This is a genomic window from Halomonas binhaiensis (assembly GCF_008329985.2).
GTDB lineage: Bacteria > Pseudomonadota > Gammaproteobacteria > Pseudomonadales > Halomonadaceae > Halomonas > Halomonas binhaiensis.
In genome coordinates this window covers 1,527,480-1,544,180 of record NZ_CP038437.2, presented here as the reverse complement: position 1 = coordinate 1,544,180, position 16,701 = coordinate 1,527,480, and the positions used below count along the sequence as shown (strand labels likewise).

Below are 16,701 nucleotides of genomic sequence, written 5' to 3'. Positions count from 1 at the left end.
CGATGGAAGTGCCGAACCTGCAAGCCTCCATGCCGTGTTGCCATAGTTAACTGACTAATCAATCCAGTATGGCATACTTGTGCCGCCAACTTCTTCGGCACCTTGAGTCAGCCACAGGAATTTCCATGCCACGCCTCGATCAGTTGCTTGTCGGCCAGGGCCTTGCCCGCTCTCGAACTCGTGCTCAACGATTGATTCGCCACGGACGGGTACGCAGGGCCGATGACGGAAAAGTACTGACCCGTCCTGGAGAAAAGTGCCCGGACGATCTGCAACTGGTGGTGGAAGAAGACCCGGAAGAGCGTTATGTATCCCGTGCCGGGCTCAAGCTGGAGGCCGTGATCACGACACTTGGGCTGGAGCTCCAGGAGCTTTGCGTACTCGACGTGGGTCAATCCACCGGGGGATTCAGCGATTGCGCCCTGAGCTTTGGCGCGGCACATGTGATTGGTGTCGAAGTTGGCCATGACCAGCTCGACCCAAGCCTACGCTCAGATCCTCGCATTACCTGCCTGGAAGGGCTCAATGCACGCGCCATGGCCAATGATGCCCGCTTGGTAGAAGCCATCGCTCAACATGGTCCTGTCGCCTTGGCAGTGATGGATGTGTCCTTCATTTCTCAGACATTGATACTGCCGGAAATTGCGGCCCTGCTGCCGTCAGGCAGCAGCCTGGTATCCCTGGTCAAGCCCCAGTTCGAAGTCGGCCCAGGTGCTGTCGACGCCCGTGGAGTGGTGGCTGATCCTCGCCGCTATGCCGAAGTCGAAGCGCGCATTCGTGCCGTTTGCACAGAATGCGGCTTCAATATTCTTCACTGGCAGGATAGTCCGATCCTGGGAGGCGACGGCAACCGCGAGTTTCTGCTCCAGGCCATGCGGCGCTGATCCGGCGCGGCCTGGAGCAGACAGCGCATCAACGCCCGCCGCCATCTCCCCCGCCGTCACCATCGCCAATGCCGACATCACCAGGATCGCCCGTGCGGCCCATCGGCGGCTGCTCCGAGTCACCGGGTCGGGCGGGGCGACTGCCCCAGCTTTCATGGCTGGCATGCTGGATATGTACATCCATCTTCTCGAAGGCAATGCGAATGCCATGTTCAGCAAACAGGTCACCAACGGCACCATTGACCTCATCGGTGGCAGGCAGCCGGTCACCCAAGGCGTTGACATAAATGCGCAGTTCATACTCCATGGCACTGGACGTGTATGCCATGAAGAAGATTTCTGGGGGCGGATCCGACAGTACACGGGAGTTGTCATGGGCCGCCTGCACCAGCAAACGGTGGACCACATGCCTGTCCGCATCATGGCTGACCCGATAGTGCAGCGTTACCCGGGTCACACTGTCCGACAGTGACCAGTTGATCAACTGATCGGTGACGAAGGTCTTGTTGGGAATGATGATTTCCTTGCGATCAAAGTCCGTCACCGTCGTGGCACGAATACGGATACGGCTGACCGTACCGGTGAGATTACCCAGTGTAATGGTGTCCCCGATACGCACCGGCCGTTCAAACAGGATAATCAAGCCGGAAATGAAGTTGGCAAAGATCTCCTGCAAACCAAAACCAAGACCCACACCCAGCGCTGCTACCAACCATTGCAGCTTGGTCCAGGAAACCCCAAGGGTTGCCAGGGCCATCACCGTGCCGGTGCCGACAATGGTGTAGGAAAGCAGCGAAGTAATGGCGTAGGAACTCCCTTGCTTCAGCTCCAGGCGGGACAATACCAATACTTCGAGCAAGCCAGGCAGGTTACGCGCCAGCATCATCGTCAGTCCTGCGATGAACAGCGCTATTACCACATCCGCCACACTGAGGCGATCCTGAAGCGCCTCGGCGCCTTCTCCTGCGGCCCCTTCCACCAGGGTCACGTTATCGAGATAGCCAAGCACGGCGAGAAAGTCTGCCCATACCAAATACAGCAGCGCGGCAAAGCCAAGTGTCAGAATCAGCTTGGAGAAGCGCAGAGACTGCTGATTGACCTGCTCCATATCCAGCGGTGGCTCTTCAACGATATCCAGGCCACGCTCGCTCTCGTCCTGGGTCATCGCCCGGCGCCGGGCCAGGGCTCGGCGATAGGCAAGGCGTCGGGCCGCCACGGCCAGTCCTCGCACCACTGCGGCTTCAACCAGAATCCAGACACCGAGCAGATACAGCGTAAAGCCGAAGCGGCTGACCAGGCTGAGTGCCGAATAGACATAGCCATACAGCACGGCCCCACCAATCACCAACGGTATCATGGCCATGAGCAGCCCCAGGATCAGGCGGAACAGTTTGATACCGAAGAACGGTGTATGGGCCATGATCAACTTGGCCATAGAAATGCTCATGCCAGTCAGGCCGATCAGCAACAATCCCAGCCCTAACGGACGCTGATTGAATGTTACCGCCGCATCCCGCGCCAACGGCGCAATCAGCAACACCGGTATGAGGCTGACGCCAAGCCATAACATCCACCAGCGCAGCTTCTGCACATAACCCAGTGGCCAGTGGAAATGGCGCCGGGCGACACCATCATTCACCAGCAGACGTCTGGCCCAGGCCACCACGCCCCATGCCAGGGACAGCTGGACCACAGACTGCCCTATGCTGACCGCGACTCCCGCTCCACCCAATTCCAGAACCAGGCCAAAGGCCAGCAGAGCCAATGGTGCAGGCGCTGCAAGCAAGGCATTGAGAATAACCGCCTTCGGTGTATGCAACTGAGTATCAAAACGCAGGCGACCGATCTGTTCATGTATCACCAACAGGTGTCGCTTGATCTTTCGGCGCAGCAATAGCAGCACGAGAGCAAGCAGCAACACAGGCAAGGCCGACCAGGCACCAGAATCAGGCCAGCGCCAGTTGTTGGGCAGCACCCTGCGCCACTCTCCCTGGGTCCATTCGCTGACAAAGTGCTCCGGCAAGCGCTTCAACCAGGCCAGATCGATTGGCCGGGCATTGGCCACCCAGAACAGTTGCTCGTCGATGCTCTTGCGCAAAGACTCGCTGATGGACAGCAGTTGCTGCTGATTGAGTTGCAGCTCAATGGCCGATGTCAGCATATCGCCATAGATCGGCTCCAACTGGCCGATCAGATCGCGCCGGGAGCGATAGAGTTGTTCAAGCGGGGGGACCAAGGATTCCATGTCATCATCCTTGACACCCGCATCTTCCAGGGCCTGGCGTGCCAGACGCTCAGGAAAACGCAGTTGTTCACGCTGTTCGTCCAACTCGAACTGTTCCAGACGCAGGTCAGCAATATTGTCACGCAGCTCCCTGCGCGGCTCGACATTCGGCAAGGCCTCGCGCTGTTCACGCAGAATACGTGACAGCAGCACACTGCCGCGCACCGCTTCAATATTCTGACTCAGCCCCTGTTGCATACGGCGGACACGGTCCAGTTGGCGACGCACATCGAGGCTATCGCGGACTAGTTCATTGGACTTGGAAGTGGCATCCAACAGATCCAATGACAACTGACGATTGTCCTGCTGAGCCTGACGAATCACCGGATGAGCGGCTACCGCCTCGGGTTCATCCTTCACTGCCTCGGCAATGGCCTGCTCGGATCTCTCCCGTCGCAGCATGTCGACCCTGCCCTGCAAGGCCGATACCCAGGCCTCGACGCTGGCCACTTCCACCTCAAGCAATTCAGAGCGCTGCTGTAACAGTTCTCGAAAGCGAGTATTGGTGTTGAGCTGGTGCTGGCTCAGGCGCAACTGTTCTTCGTCCAGCAACTGGCGAGACAGGTATGCAAGACGCTGGGGGTCATCGTCAGGCACATCGCCTCGATCGAAATCTTCCATTGCCAGGCGCGTTTCATCGAGACGCTGTATGGTATCCGAGATGGTCTGCTGGGCACGTTCGGGAAGGGTGCGCGCGCCCAGCAACTCGCTTTGCACTTCCGTCAGGGCATCCTGTTCCTGCTGCAATTTGTGGTTGGCCTGACGCAGTTGTGCTTCCAGCTCCGCGAATGTCATGCCTTCCAAGGCCCCTGCATCAAAGCCGGGCGACTCCTGGCGTTGGCGTAACTTTTCTTCCAGCTGTTCGATCTCCTGAGGCGCCTCCTCAAGGTGCTTGTCCAACTCATCGAACTGGCGGCGGATATCGGCCAGTTTATCCAGTGAGTCTATCGTCTCTGTAAGGGCGTCAATGTCCTGCTGAGCCGACTCGCTGGGCGGATCACTGGCACCAGCAATGCGTTCATCAAGCTGCTTCTGCAACTGTTCCTTGCTCGGTAAAGCCTCGGCATCAGCCTGCTGTGCCAGGGAACAGGTGCTGAACAGTGCCAATAACACTGCCAGTAATAGCCAGACCACTCTGGTACGAACGGGAATACGAATATGGCGCATCATGTAGTTGCGTTTCCTGGCACGGCATAATTTCCTGGCATGGTATTGTTTCCTGACACGAAATAGCTTCCTGGTACGATAGGATCTGCTGATGGTTGGTCGTTTCCTACCCTGGCACAGAAGAAACACGAGATTTTCAACGCAGTGTGTCAATATGGCAATCTTTCGCAATTTACTTGCACAAAGTTGACTTGCCATTCTGCCATGGTAGAACCATTCACCAACTTCCACTCACTATGGGTAGGCCCATGATGAAACGTCTCACTGTGTTGGCGACGCCGATGTTGATCCTCGGTATCACCTCCTCGGCCTCGGCTCAGTCGACCCTGAGCGATGCCGAACGTGCTGCAATGGAGGCCCGTGTCAAGGCGCTGAAGGCCGAACTCGCACAGCTGGAGACACGACTGGAAGCAGACCAGAGCCCTTTTGCTGAGCCTGCTCCCAGCACGCCCGAGCCAGATGTGGCAGCGCGAACCACGGCGACACAGGCACCTGCTTCTGCTGAGACGCAGGAAGCCGCCGTTACCGAGACGACGGCATATGTCAGCCCTGTCGCTGTGGCTGCCGCCGACACAATTCAACCAGAACCTACCATTGAAACCACGGTGAGCAGGCGGCGTGAGCTAGAGCGGGAGTCCAATAGCAATCCTTTTGCGATTACCGCCTACAAGCGTAATTACTTCCTCCCCATCAGCTACAACAAGAACCCCAATTCGGAGCCCTTCCAAGACGGGGATGGCAGCGTCCCGGATATCGAGAACACCGAAATCAAGTTCCAGTTCAGTGCCAAGGTGAAGGTCGCCGATAATGTGCTGTTCGACAACGCTGACCTGTACTTCGCCTACACCCAGCGCAGCTGGTGGCAGGCTTACAACAGCGATAACTCGGCGCCCTTTCGCGAGACCAACTACGAGCCAGAAGCCTATCTGGAATTCAACAACGATTACCACCTGTGGGGCTGGACCAACACCACCAACCGTGTCTCGTTCACGCACCAGTCCAATGGTCGCTCCGAGCCTCTTTCGCGTAGCTGGAACCGCCTGATCCTGACATCGACATGGGTCAACGATGATTGGGCTGTTTCCCTTGCCCCCCATTGGCGGGTTCCCGAAAATGAGAACGAAGACGATAACCCTGACATCGAGGATTACGTTGGCTATGGTGACATCACCATCGCTCACGAAATGTTCAACAACCACGAAGCCAGTCTGATGGTGCGTGGCAATCCAGGAAAGGGCAACTACGGCTCACAGCTTGATTATTCCATTCCCTTGTTCGGAAAAGTGCGTGGCCACCTGCAGTACTACTATGGTTACGGTGAGAGCTTGATCGACTACGATGATCGCTCCAACCGAATCAGCTTGGGCTTCAGTCTCAATCCACTGTTTTCAACCGGTACCTATAGCCAGTAACCTGCGTATATCCCATCATCCACGAAGCAGCCCTTATGTCAGAGGACGATCCCATGGCAAATCAAAGAGCAAGCAAGAAGGACGATTCGCAGCAACACAATGCCAGTGCATCGGCGAACCAGCTCAAGGAAGATCTGCAGCACCTCTCCCAGACTCTGGAAGAACTGCTCAGCGCGACCTCCGACGAAGTGGGCAGTGGTGTCAGTGAAAACGTCAAGGCCTGGCGGAGCAAAGCCGAAGACAGCCTCAAGCATGCCAAAGCTCGCTTGAATGATATGGAGGGACATATCAAGGAGCGTGGGGAACGCGCCTATCGCCAGACCCGTGATAGTGTTGCCCACCAGGTCGATGCCTGTGACCATTATGTCCATGAAAATCCATGGAAGGCCGTCGGTGTCGGCGCAGCGGTAGGCGTCATTGTTGGCCTGTTGATCGGACGGCGCTGATGCCACAGTCCCAGGGACCGGTACAACGGCTATGGCAGGCCGGCAAGAATGTCCTGATGACATTGCTGGCCACGGGTGAGACGCGCCTGCGGCTGATCGTGCTTGAGCTCGAGGAAGAGCGTGCGCGTCTCATTACCTTGCTGATGCTGGTCGGCATCAGCCTGATCCTGCTGATGCTGGGCATCACCGCCCTGACGGCGTTAGTGGTGGTGGTCTTCTGGGAGACCTATCGGCTTCAGGCTCTGGCCATTTGTACCGCTGTACTTCTGGGAGGCGGCTTATGCCTGGCCTGGTATTGCCTGCACCTGGCCAAGCGTCGCACGCTTTTTGTCAGCACCCTCAAGCAACTGGCCCTGGACAGGGAAATCGCTGAAGAGGAAAGGCAGGAGAGCGACAATGGCCGCTGATTCGCCAGGGAAAAAGCCTCGCTCTCGGGTCACTATCAAACAGCGAAAGGCAGAGCTTGAGGCAACCATCGAGCAACAACGCCTGATGCTGCTTGAGGCGACTCGGGAATGGCATCAGGCAGGCCAGAAAATCGACCGAGGCTTCACCCGGCTAATCCCCTTGCGCACCCCGCTTCTGATAGCTGGCGGGGTAGCATTGTTGCCACTGCTGCGTCGCCCTGGCCATATCGTGCGGATCGCCCGCAAAGCAGCCACTACCGCCTTTATCGCGAACCGCGCTCTGCGGCTTTTGAAAATTCGTTGAGCGGGCATATCTTCTTTCCGTTTCTATTCATCCAGCTCAATGACGCCGTAGCAAAACGAAGCAACTTTCAGCGTTCATTCACGCCCCATTACAGCTCAAAAACCTATCATGATTTTCTATTTCTCTATCTCTTGAGATGGAAGAAAAACCATACACCGTTGCCCACTTTGAATATTCACGCAACTCCTCTATGGGCTCACTGAGCTCAACATCACCACGATTTAACATTCAATTTTTCACTATTCCTTTCTATGAATGAAATCTACTCATCCCTTGATACCCGTACACCTCCTCTCTTGACGAAAAAGAATGACAACTCGATACAGGAAAGCCAGTCCGCATCCTCTCGAGGTAAGCATCCACCCACCCTCTCCCGTACTATTCAAGTGGAAAATCAGTTTTCATCTTTCACCAAGAAATCCAATTGTTCGGAAATATCTTCCATTTTCTTTTCCAACACATCTTTCGCAGCCAGCAATCCCTCATTAAATGCTCTTGCCCTAATCATTCCATAGAGTTTTTCACTAAATTCAATAACCTCCATATTTCCTACAGATACATCCAGTTCGCTTAGAAGGAGCTCTTTGACTTCAGAGGAAAACTTGACCAGATCAAACGTTTCTTCACTCATGAAAAACCTTTATGGCGAATATCACTCAAGTCCACTATAGCCCGAGAAACGCCCACGCCCCAGCCTGCCCAATGGTTCTTGCCAGTAGCAGGCAGGTTGCTGAGGATTCTTCAAGCAAGACAGGCCTTACAGCGCGCCCCTGGGGCGGTAGAAGGTCAAACGGGTGGCCCAGAGGCGAAGGAGCACGAGAGCTATTGCTCAGCTAAATCGCTTACTGAAATGTCATAACTTCATGGTACGATCGATGCACGAAATGAGCTTATGCCATGCATTAAGACACCTTGTATTAGCACAATGGGAAGCTCCAGCATGCGAATGCTTTCGCTCTACAGCATCAAGGGTGGGGTGGGCAAGACCGCTTCTGCCGTCAACCTTGCGGCGGAAGCCGCAAATCATGGCCTCCGAGTGCTGTTGTGGGATCTTGATCCTCAGGCTGCCACGACCTTCTACCTGAAGATCAAGCCACGTATACGTGGTGGGGTGAACAAGCTGGTCAAGGGTAAGTCCTCTTTCGACAAGGTCATCCGCTCTACCGCGATGCCAAACCTCGATGTGCTGCCCGCATCACTGGAATCCCGAAGCCTGGACCAGTTGTTGGAAAAGCGTGGCACTAGCCATTTGCGCCAGATGCTCCACGAAGTCCGCAACGATTACGATCTGATCGTGCTGGACTGCCCTCCGACACTCTCCCATCTGTCGGAAAACATGTTCACCAGCGCCGATGCCCTGCTCGTCCCGCTCGTGCCAACCACCCTTTCCCTGCGCACCCTGGACCAGTTGCAGAGTTTTCTCGATGACGAGGACCTGGCCTGCCCGGTATGGCCATTCGTCACCTTGGCCGACCGCCGGCGCACTATGCACCGGGACATCATGGATACTCTGGGAGCGCAATGGCCACTGCGCATGTCGACAGTCATTCCCGCCGCCAGCGCTGTAGAACGCATGGGTGTGGAGCGTGCGCCGTTATGCTCTTTTGCACCGCACAGCCCAGCCAACAGGGCTTACCAGGCACTCTGGAAAGAACTCCACCAGCGCCTGGGAATCGCGTGACAGGTTACCTGGTTCAGCCACGCATATAAGCAACAGCCTCCGCCAGACAGGTGTCCAACTGCTGGCGGTTCGGCCCTTTGACCAGAGCCATGACGCGCTGGAGGTTGTTCTCTGTGTGCTGCTCGTGCTGGGCCACCAAGCCCATGAAACCTCGCAAATGGCGCGGTGCCATGGCTCGCGCCCCTGATGTCGAGACAGCTGCCTCCAGGCGCAATTCGGTTTCCTCCCACACATGCTGATGGACCGTGGTACGCAGCACTTCGGCTCGAACCAGATCATCATGCAGATCGCCAAAGGCATCCTGGAACGCCTTCATTGATGCTTCCGTCCTCTCGAACAGCTCGCTTTCCTTGCGCCATGGCCGCAGCAGATAACGGATTCGCTTGCCGGTAATACGTGGCCGGTGCAAGGCATTCTCGTCTTCACGACCCCGCATGGCCGACAGCTCTTCCCCTAGCTGCTCAGTCAGGTGCTCCAGCACTTCCGCACTGACAGCACCGAAACGAGGCGTCTTGCTGGATTCCTTGCGTAGAGACTTGACGGCCGAACGCAATCGGTTATCCAGCAACGGAAAACTCGCGACACGTCCTTCCAGAACAGCATACTCTTCGCCCACCTGAGCACTCAGGCGTTCTTTCCACCAGGCAATGGCTCCCCGTTCTGCTGCAGGCGCTCCTTCGGCCTGAGACTCAAGCCAGGCCAGCATCACTTCCGCATCGCGCGCAGTATTGGTGGAACGGGCTAGATCACGCAGGTCGGTTACCAACTTTCTCGGCGCTCGCGCAGGAAAGTACCCGATATAGTCCTTGAACAACGAGCGCAACCGACGCAGGGCAACACGAAAGTCATGCAATCCTTCGCTGTCCTGTGGATCCTGGATTCTGGGAAAGGCACGACATGCTTCATCAAGCAACTCGATCGTCGTTGCTTCGAATACCGTTCCCAGTCGGCGTCTGACAAGAGGTTTGGCCATGAAACTCTCCTGATGTGCACTGGCGACACGCGGTTGCATTATGCTATTCAAAAAACCGTTCTATCAAAGTACCTTTCTATCCAAGGTACCGTTCTATCCAAAGCACCTTTCTATGCAAAGTACCGTTCTATGCAAAGTACCGTTCTATGCAAAGTACCGTTCTATGCAAAGTACCGTTCTATCAAGGCACCTTTCTATTGCCTTCACTTCATGACCGCGTTCTGGCGCTATTCTAAATAACTGTTACCTATAGCTTCCCCACGGAGGGAACCCGATGATCACTGCTAGTCCCATTGCCAAGACCCCTGATCAGGACATTGCCATCATTCCGAAACTGGCCAATCGGCATGGCCTGATTACCGGGGCCACGGGTACCGGAAAGACGGTCACCCTGCAGAAGATGGCAGAGAGCTTTGCAGAAATCGGGGTTCCAGTATTCGTCTCCGACATCAAGGGTGACCTGTCGGGGATAGCAATGGAAGGCAAAGCCTCCGAAAAACTGCTGTCGCATCTCTCCAGCATCGGCATCACTGATTACACACCGCGAGCCAATAGCGTCCTGTTCTGGGATGTGTACGGAGAACGCGGTCATCCGATACGCGCCACCATCTCCGACATGGGTCCCCTGCTGCTGGCCCGTTTGCTGGACCTCAATCCCACCCAGACGGGTGTGCTTCAGCTGGTATTCAAAGTAGCCGATGACAATGGCCTATTGTTGCTGGACCTCAAGGATCTGCGCGCCATGGTCCAGCACGTTGGTGAGAATGCCAGTCAGTATAGTGGTGAATATGGCCGCGTATCCTCTTCCTCCATTGGCGCCATCCAGCGTAATCTGCTGGTGCTGGAAGAGCAGGGAGGCGAGACATTCTTCGGCGAGCCCATGCTGGACATTCAAGACCTCATGCATCTTGATAATGCCGGCCATGGCCTGATCAATGTGCTGGCTGCCGATAAGCTCTACCAATCGCCCAAGCTCTACTCCACCTTCCTGTTATGGCTGCTGGCAGAATTGTTCGAGCAATTGCCGGAAGTCGGCGATGCTGAAAAGCCCAAGCTGGTGTTTTTCTTCGACGAAGCTCACTTGCTGTTCGATGATGCTCCCAAGGCACTGCTGGACAAGGTTGAACAAGTGGTTCGCCTGATTCGTTCCAAGGGCGTGGGTGTCTATTTCGTCACCCAGAGCCCATCCGATATTCCCGATGACGTACTGGGCCAGTTGGGCAACCGGGTACAACACGCCCTGCGCGCCTTCACTCCCCGTGACCAGAAGGCCGTCAAGGTCGCTGCCGAGACAATGCGCCCCAATCCGGATTTCGATTCGGCACAAGCCATCACAGAACTGGGCGTAGGCGAAGCCCTGGTGTCCTTTCTTGACGAGAAAGGCAGTCCACGCATTACCGAGCGCGCCAATGTCATTGCACCCAACTCGCGCCTGGGGCCTGCGGATGAGGGCGAACGCAAAGCACTGATTGAAGCATCACCGATACATGGTCATTACGAAAAAGCCATCGATCGCGAATCCGCCTATGAAAGGCTGCGTGCCCAGACGATGAATACCGAGGCAACATCCTCCGACGAAGAAAAAGGCACTACCGGCTCGGCCTCCAAACCTTCCATTTCCAAGCCTTCTATTTCCAAACAACAGGCACGTAGTACCGCGGATACCGTCAATGAGCTGCTGTTTGGTTCCACGGGCCCCAGGGGAGGAAAGCATGATGGCCTGGTCCAGGTCGCGGCCAAGACAATCACTCGCTCCATCGGCAGCGCCGCTGGTCGCCAACTGGTCCGAGGCATTCTGGGGTCATTGCTGGGCGGCCGCCGCCGTTAGGCTTGGCCTGAAAAAGTATCTGCGCTGATTCCTTACAGAGCCTGGGTTCCTTACAGGGCTTGACCGCAGGCAACGCCCGACGCCCAGGCCCATTGGAAATTGTAACCGCCCAGTTCACCAGTGACATCCAGCACCTCACCAATAAAACGCAGTTGCGGCAGGCCCTGTACTTCAAAGGTCTTCGACGAGATGGCGTTGGTACAGACACCGCCCATGGTCACCTCTGCGGTACGCCAGCCTTCGGTTCCGGCGGGCTTGAGTCGCCATTGGTTGAGCGCCTCTGCCCATTCGCACAACGCCGCGTTGGAGCACTCGGCCAGCACACCATCGTGCCCCTGCCATTCCACCAGCGACTGCGCCAGGCGCTTCGGAAAGCGCTCCCCCAACCAGGTGGAAAGACGCCGCTTGGGTGTTGCCTGGCGCGCGTGGGTCAAGGCCGCCAGGGCATCCTCCCCGGGCAACAGGTTGATATCCAGCTCATCGCCAGGTAGCCAGTAGCTGGAAATCTGCAGCATGGCCGGGCCCGACACGCCACGATGCGTGAACAGCATCGGCTCGCGATACTGGCCATCCCGGCAACGCACCTGCACCTCGGTACTGACACCCGCCAGAGCTTCGGCCCGCTCCTTCCACTGAGACGTCAACGTAAAGGGGACCAGTGCTGCCCGGGTTGCGGTAACCTCAAGACCAAACTGGCGAGCAATGTCATAGCCCTGTCGCCTTCCGTCGCCCACATGGCCCAGTTCCTCCCAAGCCGCAGAGTTCATTGCGCCATGGACTTGTTTGATATATCGAATGAAAAACTGTAAGTCACGCTCACGGGGTATCGTTGGACATGGTGAATCCATCGGAAACCAATAACATGACCGTAGTTCCTGCTTCGCGCCTGCCATTCAGCCGCAAGTTCCTTGAGCGTTGCCATGGATGGTGTATCGCAGCGATGCTGCTCACCTCTCTGGCGACCTCGCTGTTCGCCGTTCAAACGGCCTTGGCCCAGGAGATGCCCACGGAACTCCCCCCCATACCAATCATCGGTGCCGAGGCGGAGAAAAAGGCGTGGTCTGATCCATTGGAGTCACTGGGTACGCTGAAGGCCAACGAGAGCGTGACGCTTTCAGCGACGGTGACCGAGATCATCAACGCAATCAACTTCGACGGCGGCGAGCATGTCGAGCGCGGCGATGTGTTGATCAAGCTGGATGACAGCGAGGAACAGGCAGATCTGCGTTCGGCTCAGGCCTTGCGTCAGGAGCGCCAGAATGCCGTGAACCGCTTTGCCCAATTGGGGTCTCGCAATATGGTACCGCGTGCCGATGTCGAGGACAGTCGCGCCCAACTGCAACAGGTCGAGGCTGATATCCAGGCATTGCAGGCCCATCTGGGCAATTACACCATCCGAGCGCCCTTCGATGGTGTAGTGGGGGTGCGTCAGATCAGCGTCGGTACCCTGGTCACCCCTGGCACAGAGCTGGCCACACTGGATGATACCTCGAACATGAAGCTCGATTTCCAGGTCCCTGAGGTGCGTCTCGGCTCCCTGTCCCAAGGACTATCACTGACGGCCACTACCGCTGCCTACCCGGACAGGGTATTCGACGGTGAGATTGCCACCATCGACTCGCGTATCGATCCGGTAAGTCGCAGCATCCAGGTCCGGGCAGTGCTCGACAACAGCGATGGGGTACTCAAACCCGGCATGCTGATGCGCGTGACCATCGCTCGCTCACCACGCCAGACACTGGTCATTCCCGAGTCTGCCGTGGTGCCCCAGGGACAGCGCAAGCGAGTGTGGGTCATCACTGATCGCGACAGCGGCAGCATTGAGCAACGTGATATCGAGGTCGGCTCACGTCGCGAGGGCGAAGTCGAGGTAACCGCTGGGCTAAATGAAAGTGAGCTGGTCGTCACTCACGGTGCTGACCGCCTGCACTCGGCGGCAGCCATCCAGTTGCTGGGCATCGAAGACGCCACCACCAGCGTCAGCGATATTCTGCAGAGCCAACGCAGTGGGGAAGACGACTGATGCGTCTATCGGATGTCTCCGTTCAGCGCCCTGTACTGGCCATGGTCATCGCGGCGTTGATTGTAGCCTTTGGTCTGCTCGCCCTCACCCGTCTGCCACTGCAGGAATATCCCACCATCGATCCTCCAGTGGTCAGCATCCGTACCAGCTACCCGGGCGCCTCGGCAGATATCGTCGAAACGCGCATCACCCAGGTACTTGAGGATCGTATCGCCGGGATTGCCGGCATCGAGGTCATTTCCTCGACTAGCGAGGACGGCAGTTCCAGCATCAATATCGAGTTCAGCCTCTCCACCGACATCGATGCCGCCGCCAACGATGTGCGGGACCGTATCTCCGGTGCCGCCGACAACCTGCCCGATGAGGCTGACCCGCCCGAAGTGCGCAAGGAAGACACCAGCTCAGAAACCGTCATGTGGTTGATGCTCGCCGGTGAGGGCTATACCACGGCGGAGCTGACCGATTATGCCGAGCGCTACCTGGTCGACAGCTTCTCGGTACAGGAAGGCGTATCCAGCGTGCGTATAGGGGGCTCGCGAGAGTATGCCATGCGGGTATGGCTGGACAGTGATGCCCTGGCCGCTCGCGGTCTCACGGTGGGTGATGTGGAGGATGTGCTGCGCGCCGAGAATGTCGAGCTGCCAGGGGGCGCGGTGGAATCTGTGGATCGGCAGTTCGTGGTGCGTCTACCACGTAGTTTCAGCACACCGGAAGACTTCCGCGAGCTGGTTCTCAACCGAGGCGACAATGACTACCTGGTGCGACTTGCCGATGTCGCACATGTCGAGCTCGGCACCGTCGAGGAACGTTCGCTGTTCCGAGGCAATGGCAAATCCGTCGTCGGCCTAGGCATCATCAAGCAGTCCAATGCCAACGTCATGGCACTGTCCAAGGCCGTACGCGACGAGATGGAACGGTTGTCGCCACAGCTCGCGGAAGGCATGACACTGACTCTCAGCCACGATTCCTCGACTTTTGTGGCCAAGTCGATCCAGGAGGTGGTATCGACGCTGATCATCGCCATTGGCCTGGTGGTCGTGTCGATCTTCATTTTCCTCGGCAATATCCGCACCACATTGATCCCCGCCATTACCGTGCCCATCACCCTGGTCGGTACTTTTGCCGGCCTGGCGGCACTGGGCTTTTCGATCAACCTGTTGACACTTCTGGCACTAGTGCTGGCCATCGGCCTGGTGGTGGATGATGCCATCATCATGCTGGAGAACATCCACCGGCGCATGCAGCTATATGGCGAGACACCGCTGGTTGCTGCCTTCCGTGGCGCCCGCCAACTGGCCTTTGCCGTACTGGCCACCAGTCTGGTGCTGATCGCGGTGTTCGTGCCCCTGAGCTTTGTGCAGGGCGATGTCGGCAAGCTGTTCACTGAGTTTGCTCTGACACTATCGACAGCAGTGGCCATTTCCACCCTGCTCGCCCTGACCCTGACACCGATGATGGCCTCACGGATCCTCTCGCCCAGCATGCACGAGGGGCGCATTGCCCACTGGGTCGACTCAGGACTCAAGCACGCCCAAGGGGTCTATCAAGGCCTGCTGAAAAAGGTCCTCAAGCTGCGCTGGCTGGTGGTCGCGGCCTTTGTCGCCATGCTCGGCGGCATCGCCTGGCTGTACCCACAGCTGCCAGCAGAGTACACCCCACGCGAGGATCGCGGGACCTTCTTCGTCATCGTCAATGGCCCGCCCGGTGCCACCTTCTCGTGGATGGAAGACTACATGGACGAGATCGAGGCACGCATCATGCCCTTGACCAAACCTGGGGAAGGGGAAGGGAAGGCTGAAATCGAGCGTGTGCTGGTCATCTCGCCCATGGGGCGCGGCAATGTCGAATCCTTCAACTCTGGTTTCGCCATCGTTGGACTGTCTGACTGGTCCGAGCGCCGTTCTGCCTGGCCGATCATGAATGAAGTCCGTGAGTCGCTGGGTCAACTGCCTGGCATCCGTGCCTTCCCGGTCATGGCCCAGGGCTTCGGCGGTGGCAGCGAACAGGGGCTGCAATTCGTGCTCGGTGGCGGCAGCTACGAACAACTGGTGATCTGGCGCGATGCACTGATGGACTATATCCGCCAGACCAACCCGAAGCTGATCAACCTCGAGAGCGATTATGAGGAAAGCCAGCCACAACTGAGCGTCAACATCGACTACACTCGCGCAGCGGATCTTGGCGTGACAGTGACCGAGATCGGACGCACCCTGGAAACACTGCTGGGTGGTCGCACCGTCACCCAGTTTACCGACGACGGCGAAGAGTACGACGTGATCCTCGAGGCCGAGCGTGGGTCCAACCCTACGCCCGCTGCGCTGGACAGCTTGCGGGTGCGCTCGGCGCGTACCGGTGAGTTAGTGCCGTTGTCGAGCCTGGTCGATATCGAGTCCTATGCCGGTCCCAGTACCTTGAATCGCTACAACCGCCTGCGCGCCATCACCCTCCAGGCTGACCTGGCCGATGGCTATTCGATGGGCGAGGCGCTCGACTACCTCGACCAGGCAGTCGAGGATGTTCTACCAACCGGCGTGCAGACCGATGTCAAGGGCGCGGCACGGGATTACCGCGAGTCCACCGGTGCCACTACCTTTCTGCTGATACTCGGCGCCATCGTGGTGTTCCTGGTGCTGGCCGCGCAGTTCGAGAGCTTCGTACATCCTTTGGTGATCATGCTCACGGTTCCCCTGGCAATAGGTGGCGCCCTGCTCGGCCTCTGGGCAACGGGGCAGACATTGAACATCTACAGCCAAGTGGGGCTGGTCATGCTGGTAGGGCTGGCGGCCAAGAATGGCATCCTGATCGTCGAGTTCGCCAACCAGTTGCGTGATGAAGGCGTGGCGTTTCGCGATGCATTGATCCGCAGCGCCCTCACCCGCCTGCGTCCGATCGTGATGACCTCGGTGACCACCATCGCCGGCAGTATTCCATTGATACTCTCCAGCGGCGCTGGTGCCGAGACCCGCATGGTCATTGGTACGGTGATCTTCACCGGTGTGGCCGCCGCCACCTTCTTCACCCTGTTCGTGGTGCCGGTGGCCTACGATCTCCTCGCCCGCCATACGGGGTCCCCCGGAGATGTGGCACGCAAGCTGGAAAAAGAAATGGAGAATTCACCGGACGCCCACTGACCCAGTCTGCCTTTCCATCCAAGCCAGGCGTGAATTCGTCCCCAGACAATCCACGCCTGGCCTCTTGCTGCCAGAGATCACTACCTCTTCCCTACCATTCGCTTCCAGTGCTGTTAGCCATGCCACCAAGCGCTATGCTGAAGGCAGCCCCTATCCAGGCG

At 57.5% G+C, this 16,701-nt stretch carries 12 protein-coding genes and 1 pseudogene; 9 read left to right on the top strand and 4 right to left on the bottom strand.

Going from position 1 to position 16,701, the window contains the following annotated elements; translation table 11 throughout:
* Positions 1-125 precede the first annotated feature (125 nt).
* Positions 126-884: a TlyA family RNA methyltransferase gene (locus E4T21_RS06695; RefSeq protein WP_149284264.1), complete on the top strand. Its 759-nt coding sequence runs from the start codon at positions 126-128 to the stop codon at positions 882-884.
* Positions 885-912: 28 nt separating this feature from the next.
* Here E4T21_RS06695 and mscK read toward each other — a convergent pair whose 3' ends face one another.
* Positions 913-4,338, bottom strand: a complete 3,426-nt coding sequence (mscK, locus tag E4T21_RS06690) for a mechanosensitive channel MscK (RefSeq protein ID WP_149284263.1) — start codon at positions 4,336-4,338, stop codon at positions 913-915.
* A 245-nt stretch (positions 4,339-4,583) separates the two neighbouring features.
* Here mscK and E4T21_RS06685 point away from each other — a divergent pair, with 245 nt between their 5' ends.
* From E4T21_RS06685 to E4T21_RS06670, 4 genes are read left to right on the top strand one after another with little or no spacing between them, the layout of a single operon-like run.
* Positions 4,584-5,747 carry a phospholipase A gene (locus E4T21_RS06685; RefSeq protein ID WP_240349315.1) on the top strand — a complete coding sequence of 388 codons (1,164 nt, stop codon included), beginning with the start codon at positions 4,584-4,586 and terminating at the stop codon, positions 5,745-5,747.
* A 53-nt stretch (positions 5,748-5,800) separates the two neighbouring features.
* Positions 5,801-6,193 carry an ElaB/YgaM/YqjD family protein gene (locus tag E4T21_RS06680; RefSeq protein WP_149284262.1) on the top strand — a complete coding sequence of 131 codons (393 nt, stop codon included), beginning with the start codon at positions 5,801-5,803 and terminating at the stop codon, positions 6,191-6,193.
* Complete coding sequence (locus tag E4T21_RS06675) at positions 6,193-6,600, top strand: phage holin family protein (protein ID WP_149284261.1); 408 nt, start codon at positions 6,193-6,195, stop codon at positions 6,598-6,600. The genes E4T21_RS06680 and E4T21_RS06675 overlap by 1 nt, the downstream gene beginning before the upstream one ends.
* On the top strand, positions 6,590-6,904 hold the full coding sequence (locus E4T21_RS06670) for a YqjK-like family protein (RefSeq protein WP_149284260.1): 315 nt from the start codon (positions 6,590-6,592) through the stop codon (positions 6,902-6,904). Before E4T21_RS06675 ends, E4T21_RS06670 begins: the two co-directional genes overlap by 11 nt.
* Positions 6,905-7,298: 394 nt before the next feature.
* On the opposite strand, the gene E4T21_RS06665 is transcribed toward E4T21_RS06670, so the two are convergent.
* Positions 7,299-7,535 (bottom strand): DUF2164 family protein, encoded by a 237-nt coding sequence (locus tag E4T21_RS06665; RefSeq protein WP_149284259.1) that lies wholly within the window; start codon positions 7,533-7,535, stop codon positions 7,299-7,301.
* 309 nt (positions 7,536-7,844) lie between these two features.
* On the opposite strand from E4T21_RS06665, the gene E4T21_RS06660 reads away from it, so the two are divergent.
* Positions 7,845-8,585, top strand: coding sequence for a ParA family protein (locus E4T21_RS06660; RefSeq protein WP_149284258.1), 741 nt, complete (start codon positions 7,845-7,847; stop codon positions 8,583-8,585).
* A 13-nt stretch (positions 8,586-8,598) separates the two neighbouring features.
* Here the strand turns inward: E4T21_RS06660 and E4T21_RS06655 are convergent, their stop codons facing one another.
* Positions 8,599-9,558, bottom strand: coding sequence for a CHAD domain-containing protein (locus tag E4T21_RS06655; protein WP_187775125.1), 960 nt, complete (start codon positions 9,556-9,558; stop codon positions 8,599-8,601).
* A 274-nt stretch (positions 9,559-9,832) separates the two neighbouring features.
* Here E4T21_RS06655 and E4T21_RS06650 point away from each other — a divergent pair, with 274 nt between their 5' ends.
* The gene (locus tag E4T21_RS06650) at positions 9,833-11,386 is read left to right on the top strand and encodes a helicase HerA-like domain-containing protein (protein WP_149284256.1); all 1,554 of its coding nucleotides are present in this window, start codon (positions 9,833-9,835) and stop codon (positions 11,384-11,386) included.
* A 50-nt stretch (positions 11,387-11,436) separates the two neighbouring features.
* Here the strand turns inward: E4T21_RS06650 and E4T21_RS06645 are convergent.
* Positions 11,437-12,099 (bottom strand): annotated as a pseudogene (locus E4T21_RS06645) (aminoacetone oxidase family FAD-binding enzyme); the annotation flags it as partial.
* Between the two features lie 149 nt (positions 12,100-12,248).
* Here E4T21_RS06645 and E4T21_RS06640 point away from each other — a divergent pair.
* Positions 12,249-13,409: an efflux RND transporter periplasmic adaptor subunit gene (locus E4T21_RS06640; protein WP_149284255.1), complete on the top strand. Its 1,161-nt coding sequence runs from the start codon at positions 12,249-12,251 to the stop codon at positions 13,407-13,409.
* Positions 13,409-16,540, top strand: coding sequence for an efflux RND transporter permease subunit (locus tag E4T21_RS06635; protein ID WP_149284254.1), 3,132 nt, complete (start codon positions 13,409-13,411; stop codon positions 16,538-16,540). The genes E4T21_RS06640 and E4T21_RS06635 overlap by 1 nt, the downstream gene beginning before the upstream one ends.
* Positions 16,541-16,701: the final 161 nt, after the last annotated feature.

What these genes read in the sequence shown, in the direction of transcription:
- E4T21_RS06655 (WP_187775125.1), bottom strand. Translation starts at nt 9,558, where the DNA reads ATGGCCAAACCTCTTGTCAGACGCCGACTGGGAACGGTATTCGAAGCA.
- E4T21_RS06665 (WP_149284259.1), bottom strand. Translation starts at nt 7,535, where the DNA reads ATGAGTGAAGAAACGTTTGATCTGGTCAAGTTTTCCTCTGAAGTCAAA.
- E4T21_RS06640 (WP_149284255.1), top strand. Translation starts at nt 12,249, where the DNA reads ATGACCGTAGTTCCTGCTTCGCGCCTGCCATTCAGCCGCAAGTTCCTT.
- E4T21_RS06680 (WP_149284262.1), top strand. Translation starts at nt 5,801, where the DNA reads ATGGCAAATCAAAGAGCAAGCAAGAAGGACGATTCGCAGCAACACAAT.
- E4T21_RS06695 (WP_149284264.1), top strand. Translation starts at nt 126, where the DNA reads ATGCCACGCCTCGATCAGTTGCTTGTCGGCCAGGGCCTTGCCCGCTCT.
- E4T21_RS06660 (WP_149284258.1), top strand. Translation starts at nt 7,845, where the DNA reads ATGCGAATGCTTTCGCTCTACAGCATCAAGGGTGGGGTGGGCAAGACC.
- mscK (WP_149284263.1), bottom strand. Translation starts at nt 4,338, where the DNA reads ATGATGCGCCATATTCGTATTCCCGTTCGTACCAGAGTGGTCTGGCTA.
- E4T21_RS06675 (WP_149284261.1), top strand. Translation starts at nt 6,193, where the DNA reads ATGCCACAGTCCCAGGGACCGGTACAACGGCTATGGCAGGCCGGCAAG.
- E4T21_RS06685 (WP_240349315.1), top strand. Translation starts at nt 4,584, where the DNA reads ATGATGAAACGTCTCACTGTGTTGGCGACGCCGATGTTGATCCTCGGT.
- E4T21_RS06635 (WP_149284254.1), top strand. Translation starts at nt 13,409, where the DNA reads ATGCGTCTATCGGATGTCTCCGTTCAGCGCCCTGTACTGGCCATGGTC.
- E4T21_RS06670 (WP_149284260.1), top strand. Translation starts at nt 6,590, where the DNA reads ATGGCCGCTGATTCGCCAGGGAAAAAGCCTCGCTCTCGGGTCACTATC.
- E4T21_RS06650 (WP_149284256.1), top strand. Translation starts at nt 9,833, where the DNA reads ATGATCACTGCTAGTCCCATTGCCAAGACCCCTGATCAGGACATTGCC.